The organism is Shewanella sp. SM68, from assembly GCF_025653925.1.
GTDB classification, from domain to species: domain Bacteria; phylum Pseudomonadota; class Gammaproteobacteria; order Enterobacterales; family Shewanellaceae; genus Shewanella; species Shewanella oncorhynchi.
The window spans coordinates 20,044-40,377 of record NZ_JAKKRU010000010.1 but is presented as its reverse complement, the minus strand read 5'-3'; the positions used below and the strand labels follow the sequence as shown (position 1 = coordinate 40,377).

The 20,334-nt window shown below is 45.3% G+C and carries 17 protein-coding genes; 6 read left to right on the top strand and 11 right to left on the bottom strand.

Going from position 1 to position 20,334, the window contains the following annotated elements; all coding sequences use genetic code 11:
• Positions 1-24: 24 nt before the first annotated feature.
• The 3 genes from L5M40_RS16015 to L5M40_RS16005 all read right to left on the bottom strand — a co-directional run bounded on the left by L5M40_RS16015 (position 25) and on the right by L5M40_RS16005 (position 3,704).
• Complete coding sequence (locus L5M40_RS16015) at positions 25-948, bottom strand: GGDEF domain-containing protein (RefSeq protein WP_219254128.1); 924 nt, start codon at positions 946-948, stop codon at positions 25-27.
• A 111-nt stretch (positions 949-1,059) separates the two neighbouring features.
• The gene (locus tag L5M40_RS16010; protein WP_197018086.1) at positions 1,060-1,863 is read right to left on the bottom strand and encodes a sensor domain-containing diguanylate cyclase; all 804 of its coding nucleotides are present in this window, start codon (positions 1,861-1,863) and stop codon (positions 1,060-1,062) included.
• Between the two features lie 677 nt (positions 1,864-2,540).
• The gene (locus tag L5M40_RS16005) at positions 2,541-3,704 is read right to left on the bottom strand and encodes a multidrug effflux MFS transporter (protein WP_028761402.1); all 1,164 of its coding nucleotides are present in this window, start codon (positions 3,702-3,704) and stop codon (positions 2,541-2,543) included.
• 145 nt (positions 3,705-3,849) lie between these two features.
• On the opposite strand from L5M40_RS16005, the gene L5M40_RS16000 reads away from it, so the two are divergent.
• Positions 3,850-4,617 (top strand): AraC family transcriptional regulator, encoded by a 768-nt coding sequence (locus L5M40_RS16000; protein WP_263176316.1) that lies wholly within the window; start codon positions 3,850-3,852, stop codon positions 4,615-4,617.
• Positions 4,618-4,692: 75 nt separating this feature from the next.
• Here the strand turns inward: L5M40_RS16000 and L5M40_RS15995 are convergent, their stop codons facing one another.
• On the bottom strand, positions 4,693-5,604 hold the full coding sequence (locus L5M40_RS15995; RefSeq protein ID WP_263161987.1) for a DMT family transporter: 912 nt from the start codon (positions 5,602-5,604) through the stop codon (positions 4,693-4,695).
• A gap of 193 nt (positions 5,605-5,797) precedes the next feature.
• Here L5M40_RS15995 and L5M40_RS15990 point away from each other — a divergent pair, with 193 nt between their 5' ends.
• Both L5M40_RS15990 and L5M40_RS15985 read left to right on the top strand, forming a co-directional pair.
• The gene (locus tag L5M40_RS15990; RefSeq protein WP_263176313.1) at positions 5,798-6,658 is read left to right on the top strand and encodes an AraC family transcriptional regulator; all 861 of its coding nucleotides are present in this window, start codon (positions 5,798-5,800) and stop codon (positions 6,656-6,658) included.
• Between the two features lie 115 nt (positions 6,659-6,773).
• Complete coding sequence (locus L5M40_RS15985) at positions 6,774-7,247, top strand: NYN domain-containing protein (protein WP_006082658.1); 474 nt, start codon at positions 6,774-6,776, stop codon at positions 7,245-7,247.
• A 112-nt stretch (positions 7,248-7,359) separates the two neighbouring features.
• Here L5M40_RS15985 and L5M40_RS15980 read toward each other — a convergent pair whose 3' ends face one another.
• From L5M40_RS15980 to L5M40_RS15955, 6 genes are all read right to left on the bottom strand, one after another.
• Positions 7,360-7,836 carry a group I truncated hemoglobin gene (locus L5M40_RS15980; protein ID WP_263176311.1) on the bottom strand — a complete coding sequence of 159 codons (477 nt, stop codon included), beginning with the start codon at positions 7,834-7,836 and terminating at the stop codon, positions 7,360-7,362.
• On the bottom strand, positions 7,833-8,714 hold the full coding sequence (locus L5M40_RS15975; protein ID WP_263176309.1) for a DUF3034 family protein: 882 nt from the start codon (positions 8,712-8,714) through the stop codon (positions 7,833-7,835). Before L5M40_RS15975 ends, L5M40_RS15980 begins: the two co-directional genes overlap by 4 nt.
• A gap of 76 nt (positions 8,715-8,790) precedes the next feature.
• Positions 8,791-11,097 carry a GGDEF domain-containing phosphodiesterase gene (locus L5M40_RS15970; RefSeq protein ID WP_263176308.1) on the bottom strand — a complete coding sequence of 769 codons (2,307 nt, stop codon included), beginning with the start codon at positions 11,095-11,097 and terminating at the stop codon, positions 8,791-8,793.
• Positions 11,087-11,764 carry a methylamine utilization protein gene (locus L5M40_RS15965; RefSeq protein WP_263176307.1) on the bottom strand — a complete coding sequence of 226 codons (678 nt, stop codon included), beginning with the start codon at positions 11,762-11,764 and terminating at the stop codon, positions 11,087-11,089. The genes L5M40_RS15970 and L5M40_RS15965 overlap by 11 nt, the downstream gene beginning before the upstream one ends.
• A 443-nt stretch (positions 11,765-12,207) precedes the next feature.
• Positions 12,208-15,366, bottom strand: a complete 3,159-nt coding sequence (locus L5M40_RS15960) for an efflux RND transporter permease subunit (protein ID WP_263176305.1) — start codon at positions 15,364-15,366, stop codon at positions 12,208-12,210.
• Between the two features lie 13 nt (positions 15,367-15,379).
• Complete coding sequence (locus L5M40_RS15955) at positions 15,380-16,618, bottom strand: efflux RND transporter periplasmic adaptor subunit (protein WP_263176304.1); 1,239 nt, start codon at positions 16,616-16,618, stop codon at positions 15,380-15,382.
• Between the two features lie 418 nt (positions 16,619-17,036).
• Between L5M40_RS15955 and L5M40_RS15950 the strand changes: the two genes are divergently transcribed.
• Positions 17,037-17,654: a TetR/AcrR family transcriptional regulator gene (locus tag L5M40_RS15950; RefSeq protein ID WP_198572928.1), complete on the top strand. Its 618-nt coding sequence runs from the start codon at positions 17,037-17,039 to the stop codon at positions 17,652-17,654.
• Positions 17,655-17,753: 99 nt separating this feature from the next.
• Here L5M40_RS15950 and L5M40_RS15945 read toward each other — a convergent pair whose 3' ends face one another.
• Entirely contained in the window at positions 17,754-18,641 is an 888-nt protein-coding gene (locus tag L5M40_RS15945; protein ID WP_263176301.1) for a LysR family transcriptional regulator, read from the bottom strand.
• Between the two features lie 90 nt (positions 18,642-18,731).
• Between L5M40_RS15945 and L5M40_RS15940 the strand changes: the two genes are divergently transcribed.
• Together L5M40_RS15940 and L5M40_RS15935 are read left to right on the top strand one after the other, a co-directional pair.
• A complete protein-coding gene (locus tag L5M40_RS15940) occupies positions 18,732-19,166 on the top strand; it encodes a PACE efflux transporter (RefSeq protein WP_106651872.1) in 435 nt (144 codons plus the stop codon).
• A 327-nt stretch (positions 19,167-19,493) separates the two neighbouring features.
• Positions 19,494-20,318, top strand: a complete 825-nt coding sequence (locus L5M40_RS15935; RefSeq protein ID WP_263176300.1) for a substrate-binding periplasmic protein — start codon at positions 19,494-19,496, stop codon at positions 20,316-20,318.
• The last annotated feature ends 16 nt before the right edge of the window (positions 20,319-20,334 follow it).

Genomic DNA, 20,334 nt, shown 5'->3' with positions numbered 1-20,334 from the left:
CTACATAGGATATTGGGAATTTATCTATCCAATCACAACACAATTTCGGCCAGCGGATTTAGCGCTATACAACGCACTGTCTACCCGGAAAAGTGCGCTGCGCAGACTCTCATTATCTTGAACACAGATACAGCCAAAACTCATAGTCAAATTCAGTTGTTTATCTTGATAGAAAAAATCCGTCGACGCTAAATCTAAACGTAATTGCTCTGCAATTTGATATGTTTCATCTAAGGAGTAACCTTGTAAAACAATCAAGAATTCTTCACCTCCCCAACGTGCAATACAAGCAGCGGATTGCTGTAGCCCTTCAAGTAACCTTGCAACTTGTACTAAGACATCATCCCCACATAAATGACCAAACGTGTCATTAATGGCTTTGAAATAATCGACATCGCACATTAATAAGCAAAGGTCAGAGCCATTTGTGGTACTTAAGGCATTCTCCAACACTGCTTCCGCTTTACGGCGATTAGCGAGGCCAGTCAACACATCGGTATTAGACAAAGTTTGATTTTCATCAATAAGCAATTGTAAATCATGGATATCTCTCATCGTTACTATATGCAAGTCCGATTGATTCTCTGTGGTAATTTGTGCCGTGATCAAAAACCAACGGTACTCACCGTTACGACAAAGAATGCGAGCCTGCATTTCAGCCGTATCGATTCCTGCATTGATACTGCTTTCAACAATTTTTGCCCATCCTTCAACCATAGCTTGGCGCACTAAAGGATCTGGATACACAGTATTAAACCAAGCATCCATATCGGGAATATCGACTAATGTGTAGCCAATCTGTTCGATAAAGGCATGATTAACAAAACGATGGATCCGCTGTATACGGCCAGACATCTCATTCATGCGTGATTCTGAAAGCAGGATTGGAATAGGAATGAAATCTAAGCTTTTAAAGAGAATTACCTCACTGGTATTGCGTGCTGTCATTAACCTTCTCCGCTCAAATTCCAGACAAAGATCTGTTATCACATCCCAAACCTAATTGGGGCTAAAAGATGATAGATAAAATATAATTTAACGTTTGAATTTATTCAGAATTCAATCAAATACAACACGGTTACGGCCATCATTTTTAGCTTTATATAAAACGCTATCAACCCGAAATAATAGACTATGCAAGCTTTCAGCAACTTGATGCCCGACACACCCAAAACTCATGGTCAAATGCATATGCTGGCCATAGGATTGGTAATCCGTGGATTCAATATCACAACGCAACTTCTCGGCAAGCTCTATAGCGACTTCAAGTTCAGTGTTTTCCAGCACGATCAGAAACTCTTCCCCTCCCCAACGTGCGACACAGGAGGCAGAGGGGACATAGCGCTTAAGCTGATCCGCTACTAATTTAAGCACATCATCCCCACACAAATGACCAAAGTTATCATTGATACTCTTAAAAAAATCGATATCACACATCACTAAACAGAGTGAACCTTGTGCATCAGCACTGTGTTCTATGGCTAAAGCGAGGAGCTGTTCCACTTGACGACGATTGGCAAGTCCCGTCAGTAAATCGGTATTAGACTGTCGCTTGTTATCCTCAATCAGTAACTGCAACTGATGAACATCTCTCATAGTGACTATGTTTAAGTTTGATTGATTTTCTGTGGTAATTTGAGCTGTGATTAAAAACCAACGATATTCACCATTGCCACAGCGAAGGTAAGTTTGAAAACCTGCGGTACTCAGCCCCTGTTTTTCACTTACATACACAGCCCTATCCCAATCAAACATCGCTTTATCTCGAAGGATTGGCTCGGGATAAACAGTATTAAACCAAGATTCAATATCGGGTATGTCCGACATGGTATAACCCAATTGCTCAATAAATGCATGATTCATAAATCTATGCACCCTATGAGTGCTTGGGCGACGTCCTTCAACGTCCAAGGCCTCAGATAATAGAACTGGGATAGGTATATAATTTAAACTTTTGAATAATAAGACTTCACTATCTTCTGAAAAAAGTCGACGCATCCGTATCTCCCCATACAACGAATAACATAGAGATAACATTTAGTGTGATAGAACCACATATGATTTGTGAGGACAAGAACTCACTTAGGCTGTCGTCGATATAAAAACGCTACAATCGCACATCGTAAAATCAGAAAGTTACTTTGAGTACATCTAAAATGATGGAATCACAATTACTTAAGGAAAGCCTAATGAAAAGTGTTTGTTTGAAAAGACATTGATTCCCTTTGTTCGGATGCTCGTTTTTCGTACTACTCAGTAGTAACAATATTCAATAGAAGCTTTGAGATGATGGGATTTAGCGGAAGAATAGATGCGTAAACGTCACCATTCATAACTCTCTGCTTATGAATAGACTGTGGTCTACTCAATGATGAAGTTAATTTTACTTCCTGCCATGCCTCGATTGATTTCGACAGCACCCAAGAGGCAGCAAAGCAGCAGGAACTCGCACCTAAAACCTAGCTTTTCACGTCTATACAAAATGTAGAAATTACATAGAAAAGCCAAGGTACTTAGTATCTTGGCTTTTCATTTGCGTCTTAAGCGTTTTTTGCTTTATTGGCGAAGCCTAAAAGTAAACCTAAGCCAACGCAAAGCAGTGCACTTAACGTAATCACAATACCTAAATGGTGGATGATTCCCGCGCCGCCTAAACCTAATCCCAACAGAATATAATAAAATAGTCCAAAGAGTGCGCCAGCAGAGCCCGCATAGGTGCGGTAGTTTGCCAGAGCAGAGCTTAGTATGTTCGGAATTGCGATACCGTAAGCCATCACAATCAATAGCATAGGGGCTAGAAAGTAAACATTATTCAGCCCAATAAAGGTCGATTGAAGGAGCCAAATGCCCAGTCCACCGACAAGTGCAATAGCACTGGCTAAGCGAACGAGTTGTGCGCTGGTGTGGCCTCGACCCAGCATTATTTTATTAACATAACTACCAAGGAAAGCACCAAAGCCTAACAGTAAGCCACTAGTACCAAACGCGAGTGTCGATAAGCCTTGCGCCTCAAACATAAATGGCGCCAGTGAAAAGTAGCTAAACCACATTAGGTTAAACGCCGCCACCAACAAGCTGCTCTTAATAATCTCGCTGTCGGTAAGCATCTTAATCGCTAACTCGCCTATCGCGATTTTCTGGGTATGTGTGGGTTTGGTTTCGGGTAAAGATTTTACCGACAAAAACAGCAGCACAATTGCAGAGACCATGAGTGCGGCAAACACACCTTGATATCCCCAATACGCACTGAGGATACTGCCCAATAGCAATCCGATGACAGGGCTTATCCCAAGTGACATTCCCATCACAGAAAAGACTTTGGCTAATTCTTCGCCGCTATAACTGTCACGCATCATAGTTTGGGTAATCACAGAACCCACTGCCGCGCCAAAAGCCGACAATATGCGGGCCAGCAACAACAGGCTAAAATCGCTCACCATCAAGGCTAACGCAGAGCCAATGGCATAACATACTAATCCCGCGAGCATAGCTTTACGGCGACCAATAATGTCGGCTAAGCGGCCCCAGCAAAATACGCCGATAGCAAAAGCAATAAAGTACACAGATAAGGTTTGCGATGCGCCAGCAATCGACACTGCAAAGTGTTCTGCAATATTAGGCAACGCTGGGCTATAGATTGTTTCCATAATTTGCGGAAACATCATTAGCAGCACAGCGAGCCCTAAAGGGAGTTTTATATTCATGATTTTTAGTCCATTTCAGCACTCCAACAAATGAGTTGGTTTACCGAAATGTCACTCCATACTTGTAAAAGATGGCGCAGTATAGATAAAATCCAAATGTGACAACTAACAACACTTAGACAAAAAACATCAAAAATAGGACAAGATGGCCTTTATTCAACCCGAACAACTATTTAATCCAGATCTGCTGGATAATCTGGTTATTGGCATTGCCGCCGATATGGGCGAACACGACTCGGGAATGCATCACCACAGGAAGGCGCAACTGCTGTACGCCCCCACAGGCGTGATGAGATTCACCCTAGCCGATACTCAAATGGTGTTACCGCCAACGCGTGCGGCTTGGTTGCCAGCTGGCGTTAAGCACAGCGTCACCATGCGTAATGTGGTTGCCTATCGCTCACTCTACTTTGAACCAGAAACCGTCACTTTATTGCCCGATAAAGTCACTATTTTCCATGTAAATCCGCTACTCAAAGCCTTAATCGACACTATGTCGTTTTGGCCTTGGGACAAACCAAGAAGCACTCAATACAATGCCTTTTTGCTGCTCTGCGAAGAATTGGGCAATGCCACGGAAGAAAATCTGGCTTTACCCCTCCCACAGGATAAACGTTTAACAACCTGGCTAGCGCAACTACAGCAAGATCAAAAACCGCCAGCCAATCTTAAGGATATGGCAGTAGAAATCGGTGCCAGTGAACGCACAATTAGCCGCATTTTTAGCGCGCAGACGGGCATGGCTTATCAAGCCTGGCGCCAGCAATGGCGCTTACTCGCGTCCATAGAACAATTAGCAACGGGAATCTCGGTGGCGCAGGTGGGCTTTAATTTACAATTTTCCAGCGACAGTGCCTTTATCAGCTTTTTTAAGCAATATACTGGCACCACACCGGCACAATATTTCAAATAAGTACTGGCTCGACTGACTTACAATCGTCGAATCGAGCCTTGTCTCATATGCACTTTCATGACGCTAGCTGCGACGTTAAGCTTTCACCGCTGGCGTGGCAGAAGACTTAAACCAAACAAGCGGTTTTTGACGGCGCGTTAACATGTTTCCGAGCGCGACCAGCAAGAGTCCCACGCTTGAATACCAAGTCCACTGATAATCCTCAAACACGCTCGATACACTTAACGCCACCACAGGGGTAATCACCAACAGATACGCAGCGGCATTAGCGCCAATTCGCTCAACCAAGATCAAATAAGCGGTAAAGCCAACCACAGAGGCGATAACGGCTAAGTAGAACAAGCTGCCAAGATAGCTGGTTGTCAGCGGTAAACTAAAGCTTAAATCTTTAAACCAGATGATCAGCAGTAACGCCGCACTGCCATAGCACATGGCATACGCTGTTGAAGTAAAGGGCGACACATTATCGCGCGAGTTGCGCATACTGATCATGTTACCAATCGAGAAAAACCACGTACCTAGCAGCGAAAACAATAAGCCCCACACTAAATTTTGTGACCACTGAGTCGCGAGCAAGTCAGCACCAAAGAGTAAGCTAATGCCCCCCAGACCGACACCGACGCCTAACCAAAAATTACGACTGGTGGGCGTACCGTAAAAAATGCGGCCATGTATCGCATTAAAAATGGGGGCAGTGGCCATAATTACTGCCGTTAAACCGCTCGCAATATAATGGGTTGCGGTATAAAACGCGATAAAGTTCAAACAAAATAGACACACGCCTTGTAGCGCAAACCAAGGATGCTGCCTAAGCTTTACCGCTTGCAGCTTGTTAAAGGCAAAGCCAATGGCGAACATCAAGAGACTCGCAATCGCAAACCGATAGAAAATCGAGACTTCCGTCGCCACCTCACCGTGCTGCCACTTAATGGCAATCCACGAAAAACCCCACACAAAAATCATCAGCAAATACATCACAGCAGCCATAATGAGTCCCCTACACCTTCATAAAATGCTTAATGAGGCAAACTATACAGCGATGGCTTTCGTCCTTATGTCACCATCTTGTTGGCCATAACACGATATTGCGGTTTTAATCGCGAGCGGACGTTGAGCCACGCCCATAAGTGCGATAATTTGGAAAGACAAAATGCTTAGCCAGTGAGATCACTAGGAACCCATGGAGCCCAAATACATCAGTTTTGATAAATCCGCCAAAACCTGTATTCGTAAACAAGCGATTACGGAGGATTTATCTTGGGCTCATTATCAAAATGCGAGCGAGCGTCTGTATTACCAAAACGATGCACAACATACGCTGAGCATGTATCTGGATGGCGGCTACGAAACCCACAGAACCGATATCAAGGCCGACTATGGCGCGCCCAGTAAGTTTTGTCTTATGCCCCAAGGCTGCCAAAGCCATTGGCAACTGGGGCAACCGCAGCAGTTTATGCATTTGTATTTTAGCGATGAACATCTTAAAAAATTGGCGGTGCGAGTCTTTGATAAAGATCCACGCCAAGTGCGTTTACCTGAGTTGACCTTTGTCGATAATCCGAGATTAGAGGCACTGTTTCGACATCAAGTTGCCGGGCTCGATTGGCAGACGAGTGATCACCATCTGATGATGGAACAGGTAACCGACACTGTGCTGGTGACTTTGCTGCAAAGCTCAGGCTTTAATTTGTCGGTGGGGCCAATTAAGGGTGGGCTCGCACCTAAAGTGGCTAAAGCGATCAAAGAGTTTATTCATTGCCATTCCCATCGGCAAATTTACTTGTCTGAGTTGGCCGAGCTTGCCCAACTGAGCGAGTACCATTTTTGTCGCATGTTTAAATGCCAATTTGCGATGACGCCGCAGGAGTATTTGCTGCAAGTGCGCATTGAAAAGGTCAAACAAAGCTTGAGTCATTCAACGCAATCATTGACCGATATCGCCCTCAATAATGGCTTTGCCAATCAAAGTCATATGGGGCGTTACTTTAAAAAACTCAACGGCATGTCACCGGGCGAATATCAAAAATACCATAGAAGCTAACATACGCTTTGGGTTCACCATCTCGACGGCTGAACCCAACACTCTAACATCCTTGAAAACCCCATTGCTTCAATATGCTATAGTGCCCTTACTCCCCTAGCAGTTGGAAAACGCCTTGAAAAAAATCGCTTTATTTGTCGATGTACAAAACATCTATTACACCTGCCGCGAAGCCTATGGTCGCCAATTTAATTATCGTAAACTGTGGCAGCACTTAGGTTATGAAGGAGACATAGCGTTGGCCGTGGCTTATGCCATCCATAAGGGCGACGATGGGCAATTGAAATTCCAAGACGCACTAAAGCACATAGGTTTTGAGGTGAAGTTAAAACCGTTTATTCAGCGTAGCGATGGCTCGGCCAAAGGCGATTGGGACGTGGGGATCACCATAGATATTATGGAAGCGGCGAGTGAAGTGGATACAGTGATCTTATTGTCTGGTGATGGCGATTTCGATTTATTGCTGCAAAAAATTCATCAAAAGTATGGCGTTGAAACCCAAGTGTATGGCGTCCCTACCCTGACGGCTAAATCCTTAAGGGATGCAGCCTCTCAATTTCATCCCATAGATGAGGCGTTATTGCTCTAATCAAAAGACAGAATGCGCCTATCCATCACGCTAACCGTATCTGACTCATTCACTCTTTCGCCCCACAATGTCGAGACACTATGTTGAGCTTCTACTTTAAAGATGAAGCAAGTCACTGATAGGTAATGTCCGTATACATAGGGGCGAAACGTTTTAGAAAGGCATTACGGGTCGATAGCGGAATATGTTGCTCTTTCATCGATTCAATCAAATGGCCGACTAAGGCATCGAAATCCGCTTGAGTAATATTCAAGCCTCTATGACTGTGCTGCATACTTTCGCCGTGATACACGCAGCCGCCATCGGCAACCAGACAGAAATGTTCAATGGCACGCTCACGAAATAACGCAATATCTGTCTCTTGAAAGTGATGTACTATGCGTGGATCTGTGGCAATACGTGCCAGCAAACCATCGACTATCGCCGATACGCCTGCGTTACCACCTAAATCTTGGTATAAGGTTTGATGGCTTGCGGTTTGATGACTCGAGTTAGTTTGTGATGCTGAGGTTTCGGTCGTTGGCACCGCACAGCCAGTGAAAAAAAATACTACGACGAAAGGTAATAGCTTCATCCGTAAACGCCTCATAACGCCCCCTCCACCGACAGGTACCAACCCCGTTGCTCTTCAAACCCTGCAATGCTGCCCAAATTCGCATAGGCCGTCACCACGGAAAAATGCTTATTGATAAACCACGCTAAAAACACATCTTGCCAATCATCCTCCTGGGCAAAAGCTAACTCATCGGGTTTCTGGCGATATTCGATACCCAGTGCCACATTATCCGTCAGCAATACCGCGGCAGAGGCTTCGAGCACAAACTGGTAATCATGATTAGCTTGAGTACCAAAACCCAATAAACCCGTTTGATTCGCTTTGGTCGCGCGCACGGTCCCATTGAGTAATACATTTCGTCCCGCTATCGCATCAAAAAATACTTTGCTGGCAGCAACATACACATCTAAACCCCAATCATCCCGCGCCCCAACCGCCTGAGGAATCGTAAAGTCATCGACTCTTTTATACTGGGCACCTAAGGTAATTTGCGGCATAGCCGTATAAAGCAGCTCTCCGGCAAGCTTGTATTTTACGCCGAAGATATCTTGGCCTAACTCGCCGCCCATAGTATCCAAATCAAAGGTTTGCCGCGCAACGCTCAGCTCGAATCGATTATCAAAACTCAAAGAAGCACCGATCACTTTCAGCGTAAAATCATCGACATAGACACCCGTCGCCATCGCCGTTGCCGACCATTCACCGCTACTACCATAACCGTTGATCACGGCCCATGGCACTATGCCACCGCCAGCACTGCCTTCAATCATCGTCCCGCCGCCAGTCCCGACCACACGGCTACCTTCAGCAAACGTAGGAACAGTGCCCAATAGTAAAAATAGGCAAAACAAAGCCTTAACATAATTCCAAGTTAATGAATTCAACTTCAATGCATTTATGGAAATGTTCACTGGATGCTCCGCTCTAATTCTTTCGACGATGAACCGTTAGTCTAACGTCTTTGCATATTGACTTGAGTAAACGCGCTTATGCATCAGAAGTATTTGGATGGTTAAACGCCTCGAACCACAGATCAAATTCAGCCGCTTTTAAGGGTTTCGAAAACACGTAACCTTGAATGATATCGCAATCGAGATTACGCAATATCTCAACACCTTCTTGTTCTTCAACGCCTTCGGCTACTACGGTAAAACCTAAGCCGTGGATCAATTTAATACTCGTATCGACTATCATCACATCTTGGCTATCCGTGAGCATGTCTTTGATAAAGCTGCGATCAATTTTCACTTCATTAACAGGTAAAATTTTCAAATAGGCTAATGATGAATGACCTGTACCAAAATCATCAATGGCAACAGACACGCCCATGTCACGGAATCGCTGTAATACACTCACCACTGTCAGTGCATCTTTCATCACGGCGCCTTCAGTGACTTCGATACAGAGTGCACCGCTTGGCAGATTATTATCTTTCAGTAAAATGGCGATTTGATTCGGTAAGCGAGTATCGACTAAATCATGGGCCGACAGGTTAATAGCCAGTTTTAGCACTATACCCCGCCGCTGCCATGTCACTAATTGCTGAATTGCCTGCTTCAATACCCACTGGCTAACAATATCAATGTTGCCTGAATTTTCAGCCAGTTGGATAAATTCATCGGGCGGAATAAACCCTAGCGTAGGATGTTGCCAACGGATCAATGCCTCGGCACCAGTGCACTGGTTTAGGCGTAAATCCACTTTAGGTTGGAACACTAAATACAATTGGTTTTGCGCTAAACCTATAGGCAAATCACGGATAATCGTCAGCTCACGCTGATACTTTTCATCGGCGCCTTGACGATAACTGACAATACGTTGCTCTTCGAGACAGGCTTGATTGAGAGCAATTTCGGCGCGGCGCACTAACACATCGATATCAGCACCATTACCATCGATTTCAAGTAATCCCGCACGCACGGTAAGAGAAATATTTGAGCCTTGGATTGGAAAGGGAGACTCCAGCATATCCAATGACTTCAGTAAATGTTCGGGGCGAATACCTTGACTATACAGAAGTAAAAATGAGTCACCGTCTAATCGTGCCAGCAAATCCGGTGTCGGTGCTAATTGCTCTAGGCGACGAGCAAAAAGCAGTAATAAAGTATCGGCGTTGGCAAAACCAATAATATCGTTGATATGGCGGAAATGTTTAATATCTAACAACACCATAGCACCGGATAATTTATCGTTAAGATCCGCCAAATGCTGTTTTGCCGCAAAACGATTGAGTAAACCTGTCAAGCTATCGTGGCGAGATTGGTAGACTAAATCCTTTTCCCGCGCTTCAATATCATCGCGCATTAAGGATAAACTCTTGGCCAACACCCTAAGCTCTGCTGGCGCACCTTGAATATTGGCAGGCTGCTTACCTTGACCGATTTTGCGGGCATAATTCACTAGTTGATGCACAGGTTCAGTCAAACTGCCCGACAACCAAATCGCAATCGCAATCGCCAGCGCTAAGGTCAAAGCAAAGATCAGCAACATATTATTGCGTAGTTGCTGATAACTTTGCTGCCACTTGAGGTTTGATTGGTGTAGTAGCGCTAATTGGCTGCCGTTGTGATCATAAAGTTTGATGCCCATAGACAGATGATCTACGGGAATACTTTCACTAGGCATTTTCAGCAAGCTAGGCAATAAGCTCGCCTGCTCAATTACGCTTAACTTTTCATTATCTGATAAGGTTGAAGCAATTTCAGTGCGGCCCGTTGCCTGATTGACAAAACTCACATCGATGCCCGTAATGGCTTTAGCTTGTTGGGCGACCTTCTCATCCAATAAAAAACCCATGCCAACCCAAGCGATTAAGGTCGGCGCCTTCACCGGCTGCAGCACAAACTGATAGCTAGCATGATCAAAATTAAGGATAGCTAAAGCATTATGATTGCTGGTGGTCATATTAAATAAGGATTGAATATCATCCTGAGTGAGTCCGGGCAAACTCGAGGTCAAGAGCTCCCCTTTAGGTGATAACAATACAGCGGCATCGGCACCAATACGAGAGCCGTGATTAGATAACACTGACTCAATGGTTTCTTGCTCACCAGTAGCAATCGCGCGCTTAAAACCAAAATCGGCACTGAGTACGGACAAACTTTGACTGAGCTGAATACCGCGATTCGATAACACTTCGAGAAACACATTCGCGCCAATATCGAGGCTTTTCTGTTGCTGTAAAAAGTTATCTTTTTCGGTCGCTGTCAACACGGAAAATGCCGTGGCAAATTGCACTAACGTCAGCACAATAAAGAAAACTAAAATCAGCCGAGCGCGAAAACTATTTAGCATGTAATGGCTTACCTTCAGAATCGTAGTGACCAAATCCCGACGGCGGAGCCGACGGTTTAGCTTGACGCTCAATGTCTAAGGACAGACTGAGTTGATTAGGACCATTAACTATCAGTAAATCCGTTGGCTCTGATGCCGCCTTCTGCCATGGATGCCAGCGCTTAACTTTATATTGACCAGCGATAAGTCCCTTAAACTGGATCTCACCTTTCTCGTCCGTCACTGCGACAATAGGGCTATCTGCCACATAGATAAATGCCTGCATATAATCGTGAATATTACAGCCAAGTGCAACTAAGCCGGGTTTATCGAACTGAATCGGCGCTTCGGCTTGACCCACATACAGTTTAAGTTCGAAAGGTTTAGCTTCTGAAAAAGAATATACATGGTGGCGAGTACGATCTAAGTTGGGGAAATCCACCTTTGCACCTTTAGGCACCGCCAGTACAAAGGGGATAAAGGTTCGATTTTTTTGCGACATTTCATAATGTTCGACAGGTATCGCATTATCGGGCATCACTGCAGGGATCAGCTCCACGACAGTATCGGCAATGGCCTGTTGTTGCAGATCTACTACATTAATATTGAGTTCAGCAGCCATGACTTGAGGCGTGAAATAGATCAAAACGCAAAGTACTAACGCATATAAAACGCGATATAGGATCATCCGTTACCTCGGGCATAGTGATGCAAGGTCAACAAGTACCTTAGCTGAGTTCTGCGTAAAAAAACGATCTAGATTCATCTAGCATTGTACATTACTAATACATTGAATAATCATCAAATTATATAGAAAAGTCGTAAAACAGTAACCATTCTAATCATACTGTGATAATGACGCACTCAAGTGGCAATAAGTTATAAGCTAACAGAATGGTCTGGTAATAGTTATTCATTGTTTCTTATTGATGATCCAGAAAATACCAACGATATTCCTCATTTCTGGTTTTAGTTTTAACCTAGCGAGCAATACCATCACTAAGCATCAATTGACCTAATGTTAATTAACTCCAGCTAAAGATAGTCAAATCTAATCGCTCTCGCTGTGAATAAACAAAAAAGGCCTACTCAATGTAGACCTTTCATGTATTTTTCAACTAGAAAACAAGCTTAACCGATTGTTATCTCTTTATGCTCATCGGCTTTTTTACCGCCTCTCTTTGCTAAGGCATAGTAAAACAGCGGCGTTAGGATAAGACCAAATACAGTCACCCCAATCATACCGGCGAATACTGCCACGCCCATGGCTTGGCGCATCTCGGCGCCCGCGCCAGTGGAGAACACCATAGGCACCACTCCCATGATAAAGGCGATAGATGTCATCAAGATAGGACGTAAACGTAATCTTGCTGCCTCTAATATCGCCTCCATAGGTGCCATACCATGGTCTTGTTTCTCCTTTGCAAACTCGACAATCAAAATAGCGTTCTTAGTCGCCAGCCCCACCAGCACTATCAGGCCAATTTGGGTGAAGATATTATTATCCCCACCGTAAATCAGCACACCACTGAGGGCTGAAAGTAAGGTCATTGGGATGATTAAGATAATCGCCAATGGCAAGCTTAAGCTCTCGTACTGGGCGGCTAGCACCATAAACACTAAGATGATCACCAGCGGGAAAACCAAAAGACCCGTATTGCCCGCGAGAATTTGCTGATAGGTCAGCTCGGTCCACTCATAAGTCATACCATTAGGTAACGTTTCAGCCAAAATTTTCTCAATCGCCGCCTGCGCTTGGCCTGTACTCACTCCGAGCGCTGGACCACCGTTGATTTCAGCGGTCGTGAAACCGTTATAGTGCATCACTCTGTCTGGGCCTGAACTTTGGCTGACGTTGATGAACGAACCTAGCGGGATCATGTCACCATTCAGATTCGGCACCTTTAGCTGACTTATCTGCTGCGGACTTTGACGGAACGCCTCGTCGGCTTGCATATTCACCTGATAGGTTCGACCGAAACGATTGAAGTCGTTGACATAGGTCGAGCCCATATAGGTTTGTAATGTCTGGAAAATTTGATCGAGCGACACTGCCTGCTGTTTCGCTTTAGTCCGATCAATATCCAGTTCAAGTTGTGGCACGTTCACTTGATAGCTAGAGAAAACGCCAGCTAACTGAGGATCGGCCCACGCCTTGTACATCACTTGTTGGGTCACCTGATACAAGGCCTCATAACCAAGGTTAGCTCTGTCTTGAATTTGCAGACGGAACCCTCCTATAGTGCCGAGGCCTTGCACAGGTGGCGGCGGGAAGATGGCAATAAACGCATCCTGAATAGCAGCAAATTGCTGATTTAATTGGCCGGCAATGGCATTCGCCGACAGTTCAGGACTGGTACGCGAGTCAAAATCATCGAGCGCAACAAACACCACGCCTGAGTTAGGACTATTGGTAAAACCGTTGATGCTAAGGCCAGGGAAGGCAATTGAGTGCGCGACTCCGGGGTGATTTAGCGCAATCTCAGACATCTTCTTGATCACACTATCCGTACGTTCAAGGGATGCCGCATCGGGCAACTGGGCAAAGGCCACTAAATACTGTTTATCTTGGCCGGGCACATAACCCGTTGGTGTATTGGCAAATTGCACTCCCGTTAACGCCACCATGCCTAAATACACTAGGCCGATAATGCCGCCAAAACGGATCACCTTACGCACTAACCAGCCATAACCATCGGATGCACGGTTAAATAAACGATTAAAAGGCACAAATAACCAAGCACCAAACAACTTATCCATTAGACGCGTTAAGCCGTCCTTAGGTGCATCATGGCTCTTGAGTAACAGCGCCGATAATGCCGGACTCAAAGTGAGTGAGTTAATCGCCGAGATAAAGGTCGAGATAGTAATAGTCAAGGCAAACTGTTTATAGAACTGCCCGGTTAAACCGCTCATAAAGGCCGTTGGAATAAACACCGCCGCCAGCACTAAGGTGGTTGCCACAATCGGGCCAGTCACTTCCTTCATCGCCTTTTGTGTTGCCGCAACAGGGCTTAATCCTGCGGCAATATTACGCTCGACGTTTTCGACCACGACGATGGCATCGTCAACCACAATCCCGATGGCGAGCACCAGCCCGAATAGCGACAAGGCATTTAACGAGAAACCGAGCAGATGCATAAAGGCAAAGGTACCGACCAAAGACACAGGCACGGCCACCAGCGGAATAATCGATGCGCGCCAAGTTTGCAGGAACAGTACCACCACTAACACCACCAGCAACACGGCTTCAAGCAAGGTTTTTACCACAGCTTCAATCGAGCCACGCACGAACACTGTTGGGTCGTAAACGATTTCGTATTCGAGTCCTTCAGGGAATCCTTTAGACAGCTCAGCCATTTTGGCGCGCACATCGTCGGAAATCTGAATCGCATTAGAGCCCGATGCTTGGAATACAGGAATAGCGACCGCATCCTTATTATCGAGTAAAGAGCGCAGCGCATAACTCGTTGCCCCGAGTTCGACCCGCGCGACATCTTTAAGGCGGATCACCTCAGCATTCTGACCAACTTTGATAATGATATCTTCAAATTCAGACAGTTCAGTTAAACGACCTTTAACGTTAATCAAAAGTTGAAAGTCAGCACTGCCACTGGGCTGCGCGCCTAAACTGCCCGCTGCTGCCTGTTGGTTTTGCTCACGTACGGCGGCAATAATGTCCGCTGGCGATAAACCCAGAGCCGAGACTTTATTCGGGTCGAGCCAAATTCGCAGGCTGTATTCGCCGGCGCCAAACAAACGTACCGCGCCCACACCGTTAATCCGTGCGAGCTCGTCTTTAACGTTTAACGCCGCATAGTTAGACAGATACAACATGTCGTAACGGTTATCCGGCGATAACAAATGCACCACCATGGTGAGATCCGGCGATGATTTTTCAGTAACAATACCTAAGCGTTGCACTTCCTGCGGCAGACGGGGCATAGCGCGATCGACACGGCTCTGCACTTGGGTTTGAGCCTTATCCACATCCGTGCCAATCGCAAAGGTGATGGTCAAGGTCATGCGTCCATCGGACGTCGCCTGCGATGACATATATAACATGTCTTCGACGCCGTTAATTTCCTGCTCGAGTGGTGAAGCCACTGTCTCAGCAATCACTTTAGGATTTGCGCCAGGATAATTAGCGGTGACCACTACCGTAGGTGGCACTACCTCTGGATATTCGGTAATAGGCAACTGCCAAACGGCAATCGCCCCCGTGATAAGAAACAGCAATGACAGTACGGCTGCAAATATCGGTCTTTTAATGAAAAATTGCGACAACATAGTGTGTTATTCCTTAACCGCGGCTCGCCGTTTCGACCGCTTGCGCAGTCAAATGCTCTTGGTTTTTATCGAGTATTAACTGGGCTTGGCGTAGCGCCTCGAGCTTGTCGCTGTCGACCATGTCCACTATGTTTGGCTCAATTTGCATCTTAGGACGTACGCGTTGCATACCATTAATGACGATCTTGTCATCGGCCATCAAGCCTTGGGTCACGATGCGCAGTCCTTGGACTTTTTCGCCTAAGGTCACGCCGCGATATTCGACCGTGCCATCATGACCGACGACCAGCACAAACTTATTATTGAGATCTGTGCCAACCGCTTTATCGTCAATCAAGATCCCCTCATAGACGCCACTGCCCGCAGTACGAAGACGCGCAAACAAGCCTGGCAATAGATTATTGTCTTCATTGTTAAAAGTGGCCCTCACTCGAATAGTACCCGTCTGCTTATCCATCGCATTATCCACAAAGTCGACCATGCCAATATGGTGATAATCGCGCTCATTGGCTAAAGCCATGTACACAGGATTATCGCCAGCACGGGGATCGTTACGTTTGTTCTGCGCAGTCAACTTCACGTATTTAAGGTAGGTTTGCTCGTCCACATCGAAATAGGCATACATGCTGGCGGTAGAGACTAAGCTGGTCAGCACACTCTGCCCTGCGGTGACATAGTTACCCGCAGTGACGTTGGCGTAGGATACTCGGCCATCAATCGGCGCTTGTACTTGGGTATAAGCTAAATCAAGCTCGGCGCGCATGAGTGCTGCTTTCACCGAAGCGACTGCGGCTGCAGTCTGACGTTTGTTCGACTCACGGGTATCGAGTAATTCGGCCGAGACCGCCTTTTGGTCAAATAACTTATGTGCCCGTTCAAAATCATTAGTGGCCAGTTGCTCTGCAGAGAGTGCGCTAGCAAGATCTGCTTTTAACCGTGCCACTTCCACTTCAAACACGCTTGGATCGATGCGAAATAACACCTCGCCTTTTTTCACTAAGGCGCCTTCTTTAAAATTTACGGAGTCGATATAGCCCGACACCCGCGGGATAAGGGTGACACTTTCTGGCGCCTGTAAACGACCGGTAAACTCATCCCATTCGGTGACTCGCTCATGTAATACCTGAGCTACATCCACCTTAGGCGCACTCGGTGCAGGTCCCTGCTGCGCTGTTTGCTCACCACAAGCTGAAAGGACGAAAGCAGCCACTGCCGTTAACATCATTATTCGTAAAGGTTTGTTACTCATCATATTACTATCCTCAAAGTGGCGGGCATTTCACGCTGTTCGAACCACACACATGCAGCTGTGTTACAAACCAAACCAATTAAATACCGACTGGTAAAAAATATTCTGTACTGGACGGTAATATATAGCGTAAAATGATGCTGTCAACAAATTTATGTACCGAACGGTATTTAATTAAAAGTGTGCACTTACCCTAGGCATACAATGCGTCCGGAGGCAAAAAGCTACGAGTTTGAACGGCAAAGCATTTTGATGAATATTGAAGCAAATACTGACTAACGCAGATAACATGCTGAACTTAGGTGACAACTTGAATGACTAAGTAGACATATCCCCCTAAGTCCGTCATCGGTGGCAAGTGTGGCTGGACAGGGACTAAACCCATGTCTATCCTAGGGGCAATTGAGAATTGAGGAGCCTAATGATGTCAACCGTCACCCAGACGCCCTGTGTTGGTCGCCCACGAGCTTTTGACACTGACGATGCATTAGCAAAAGCCTTAGAAGTCTTCTGGCTCAAAGGTTTTGAAGGTACATCGTTAACCGATCTCACCCAAGCTATGGGCATTAATAAACCTAGCCTTTATGCCGCTTTCGGTAATAAAGAACAGTTATTTCTCAAAGCGATAGAATTGTATGAACAGCGCCCCTGTGCGTTTTTCTACCCGGCACTGGAACAAAAAACCGCCTATCAGGTTATCGAGTCAATGCTGCTCGGTGCGGCAAGCTCTTTGGTGGATAAAAGCCATCCACAGGGATGTTTGATTGTTCAAGGGGCACTCACCTGTAGTGAAGCAGGACAAGCGATTAAAGACACTTTGATTAATCGTCGCCGCGATGGTGAAATCGCTCTGTGCGAAAGATTGCAACGCGCCAAAGATGAAGGTGATTTGCCCGCTGATGCCGATCCCTTGCTGCTTGCCCGTTATATAGGCACTGTATTACAAGGTATGGCCGTACAAGCGACCAGTGGAATTTGCCCGAATGAACTGCGCAAAGTGGCCGAACTAGTGCTGGCTAACTTTCCGCGTAATAATTAATCCTGATTCACCAATCCTGATCCACAAAAACTAAACCCCAGTAGAGTACTCACTTAACTGGGGTTTTATTTATGCTTTGCTTTATTTCTGTCCAACCATTTATTTCTGTCCAACCAAGAGTTCTCTAAACAGTTGTCTGAGTCGTTTCAATAATGGCAGGCTGCTTTTATCTTGATGCTGGATCACATCGACGTTTGCATGCCAGCCTATCTGCTCAAATTCTATGGGGATGCGAGTTAAGTTACCCGATGAAACTAAATTGGACGCCATATGCTCGGGCAATAGACACCAACCATGGCCCTGTAATGCGAGCTCCAATAACACGTAATAGTTATCGGCATACCAAACATCAGGACTGAACGCCTGCTGAAAACTACTGGTTTTAGTATTCCGTGAGCGGATGAGTAATTGTCGATACAATCGCAATGAGTCCATGTTCGGTGCAACTGATTTTGCTAAGGGATGCGAACTCGCCACATAAAGATCGAATTGAATCACCCCAATGCTCTCAAAATCTATACTACTTGGCATAGATAATTCACTAAAAATCAATCCTGTAGATGCTCTTCCCGAATGCACCATGTCGATAATATCTATGCTTGAGGCACTGAGAAACTCGAGTTCGATATTAGGGAAATCACCTTCTAACAACCGAATAATTTCAGATATTCTCTGTATCGGAATGCCTTCATCCATCGCAAGGCACACTTCTGAAGATTGACTGCTGAAGAGTGATAAGGCGGTATGTTTGAGCCTACGATGTTGAAGAATCGTCGCTCTTGCGTAGGGCAGTAATTTACTGCCTTCGGCCGTTAATACTGGATAACGACCCGAACGGTCAAATAACTCAACCCCACAGTCAATTTCAAGATTCATCACATGCTGGCTAATCACGGATTGTGCTTTCTTAAGTTGCCTTGCAGCATTCGAAAATGAACCCGATTCTACGGTTTCCATAAAGGCTTCGAGTTGTTCGAGACTAAACATATCGCTTTTACCGATACTATCTAACTATAACTTATCCCTATACTAGATAAAATTATGGCCATAGTCACATTAAATGAATGGGAAATAGCCATGAAAACGACAGAACGTATCTTTAACGCCTTACTCTTTGAAGCGATTGCACTCGCTATTATTATCCCCGTTTCTACCCTTATATCAGGCAAGGGAACCAGTGAACTCGTCATAGTTGGTATCGCTTTGAGTCTTTATACCGTGGTATGGAACTACTTCTACAACCTAGGATTCGACAGGGTATTTGGGGCAAATCGAGAGCAACGTACTTTGAAAACCAGAATACTGCATACCTTTGGATTTGAAGGGGGACTTATTTTCATTAGCATACCGACCATCGCCTGGTTTCTACAGATAGGTTGGTTGGCAGCCATGGGCTTAGAAGCGGTTTTTTTGATCTTTTTCTTCTTCTACAGCACCCTATTCCATTGGTGCTATGACAAGTATCAGCCCTACAAGACTTGGTTTACTATGCCAGCCACTAAGGTCAAATAGCATTGCTAACATCAACACACATCAGCATCAAACGAACCTCACTAAGCACGTTAGCGGTTCGTTTGATGACAGCATTGAAACTTATCCGTTTCAATTTCTTCTAATCAGCAGAAAAGCTAAGCCAGAATATTCGTTGCCCAGCGCAAAAAACCACTTAAACACAGTAAACAAAAGTAATAGACCCGCACACAGTGAACTGAGGCTGTTGAAAGATCCTATAAACATCACAAAAGTACTCGCTATCAATAATTAATATTCAAATCATTAGTCTAGATATAATTCTTTATGCTATAAAAGCCATATATTAAGCAGGGAGATGGAAGCAAAATGCGTGTAGGGAACCGAGTGAGGCTCAGGATGCAGCAGGCATTAAATTTGCCATCAGCATTGATACTTAGCATCGTTTTACTGCTCGTATCCATTATTTGCAACATGGCATTCGCCCAAGAAAGCAATGCAGTGCCCGCAGAATCACAGCCTCAGGCGATAACCTTAGCCGCAGAAGACAGTTGGCCGCCCTTTGCCAATCAATTCGGCCAAGGCATTTCCCATCGTTTAATCCAAGCCGCCTTTAAACAGTCGCATATTGAAGTGAATAGCTTAGTCGTGCCCTATTCTCGCGCCTTGATGATGGCGGAAAAAGGTGCAGTTGATGGGGTGTTTAACGTCACCCGCGAAAACAGTACTGAGCAACGCTTCATCTTTGGAAACACCCCATTATTTATCGCCACGGCTTCTTTTTATCAAAAGAAACAAAAACCTATTCTTGCAGACAATAAATGGGCGCTACCTAAAGGCACCGTTATCGGCGTGATTAAAAGCTATGAATATGGCGATGAATTTCCCACATTAGTTAAACAGCAACAGCTCAATATCGTCACCGTCGCCAACCAACAACAGCTCATCAATTTATTATTGATTGGTCGCATAGATGCCGCCTTGATGTTCGACTTAGTCGCGAAGGAAAACCTGAAAAAAATGGGGGTAGATGATGAGATTATTCCTGCATTTGCTAACCACAGCAGCGATATTTTTTTGGCCTTCTCGAAAGGAAATCCGCAAGCACAAACCTTAGCGACCCAACTCGACGCTGGCTTATCACAGCTAAAAGCCACAGGCCAATACGACAAACTGCTCTTAGTAGCTGACTAATCGCCTATTACTACGA

What these genes read in the sequence shown, in the direction of transcription:
- L5M40_RS16015 (WP_219254128.1), bottom strand. Translation starts at nt 948, where the DNA reads ATGACAGCACGCAATACCAGTGAGGTAATTCTCTTTAAAAGCTTAGAT.
- L5M40_RS16010 (WP_197018086.1), bottom strand. Translation starts at nt 1,863, where the DNA reads ATGAATCATGCATTTATTGAGCAATTGGGTTATACCATGTCGGACATA.
- L5M40_RS16005 (WP_028761402.1), bottom strand. Translation starts at nt 3,704, where the DNA reads ATGAATATAAAACTCCCTTTAGGGCTCGCTGTGCTGCTAATGATGTTT.
- L5M40_RS16000 (WP_263176316.1), top strand. Translation starts at nt 3,850, where the DNA reads ATGGCCTTTATTCAACCCGAACAACTATTTAATCCAGATCTGCTGGAT.
- L5M40_RS15995 (WP_263161987.1), bottom strand. Translation starts at nt 5,604, where the DNA reads ATGGCTGCTGTGATGTATTTGCTGATGATTTTTGTGTGGGGTTTTTCG.
- L5M40_RS15990 (WP_263176313.1), top strand. Translation starts at nt 5,798, where the DNA reads ATGGAGCCCAAATACATCAGTTTTGATAAATCCGCCAAAACCTGTATT.
- L5M40_RS15980 (WP_263176311.1), bottom strand. Translation starts at nt 7,836, where the DNA reads ATGAGGCGTTTACGGATGAAGCTATTACCTTTCGTCGTAGTATTTTTT.
- L5M40_RS15970 (WP_263176308.1), bottom strand. Translation starts at nt 11,097, where the DNA reads ATGCTAAATAGTTTTCGCGCTCGGCTGATTTTAGTTTTCTTTATTGTG.
- L5M40_RS15965 (WP_263176307.1), bottom strand. Translation starts at nt 11,764, where the DNA reads ATGATCCTATATCGCGTTTTATATGCGTTAGTACTTTGCGTTTTGATC.
- L5M40_RS15960 (WP_263176305.1), bottom strand. Translation starts at nt 15,366, where the DNA reads ATGTTGTCGCAATTTTTCATTAAAAGACCGATATTTGCAGCCGTACTG.
- L5M40_RS15955 (WP_263176304.1), bottom strand. Translation starts at nt 16,618, where the DNA reads ATGATGAGTAACAAACCTTTACGAATAATGATGTTAACGGCAGTGGCT.
- L5M40_RS15950 (WP_198572928.1), top strand. Translation starts at nt 17,037, where the DNA reads ATGATGTCAACCGTCACCCAGACGCCCTGTGTTGGTCGCCCACGAGCT.
- L5M40_RS15945 (WP_263176301.1), bottom strand. Translation starts at nt 18,641, where the DNA reads ATGTTTAGTCTCGAACAACTCGAAGCCTTTATGGAAACCGTAGAATCG.
- L5M40_RS15940 (WP_106651872.1), top strand. Translation starts at nt 18,732, where the DNA reads ATGAAAACGACAGAACGTATCTTTAACGCCTTACTCTTTGAAGCGATT.
- L5M40_RS15935 (WP_263176300.1), top strand. Translation starts at nt 19,494, where the DNA reads ATGCGTGTAGGGAACCGAGTGAGGCTCAGGATGCAGCAGGCATTAAAT.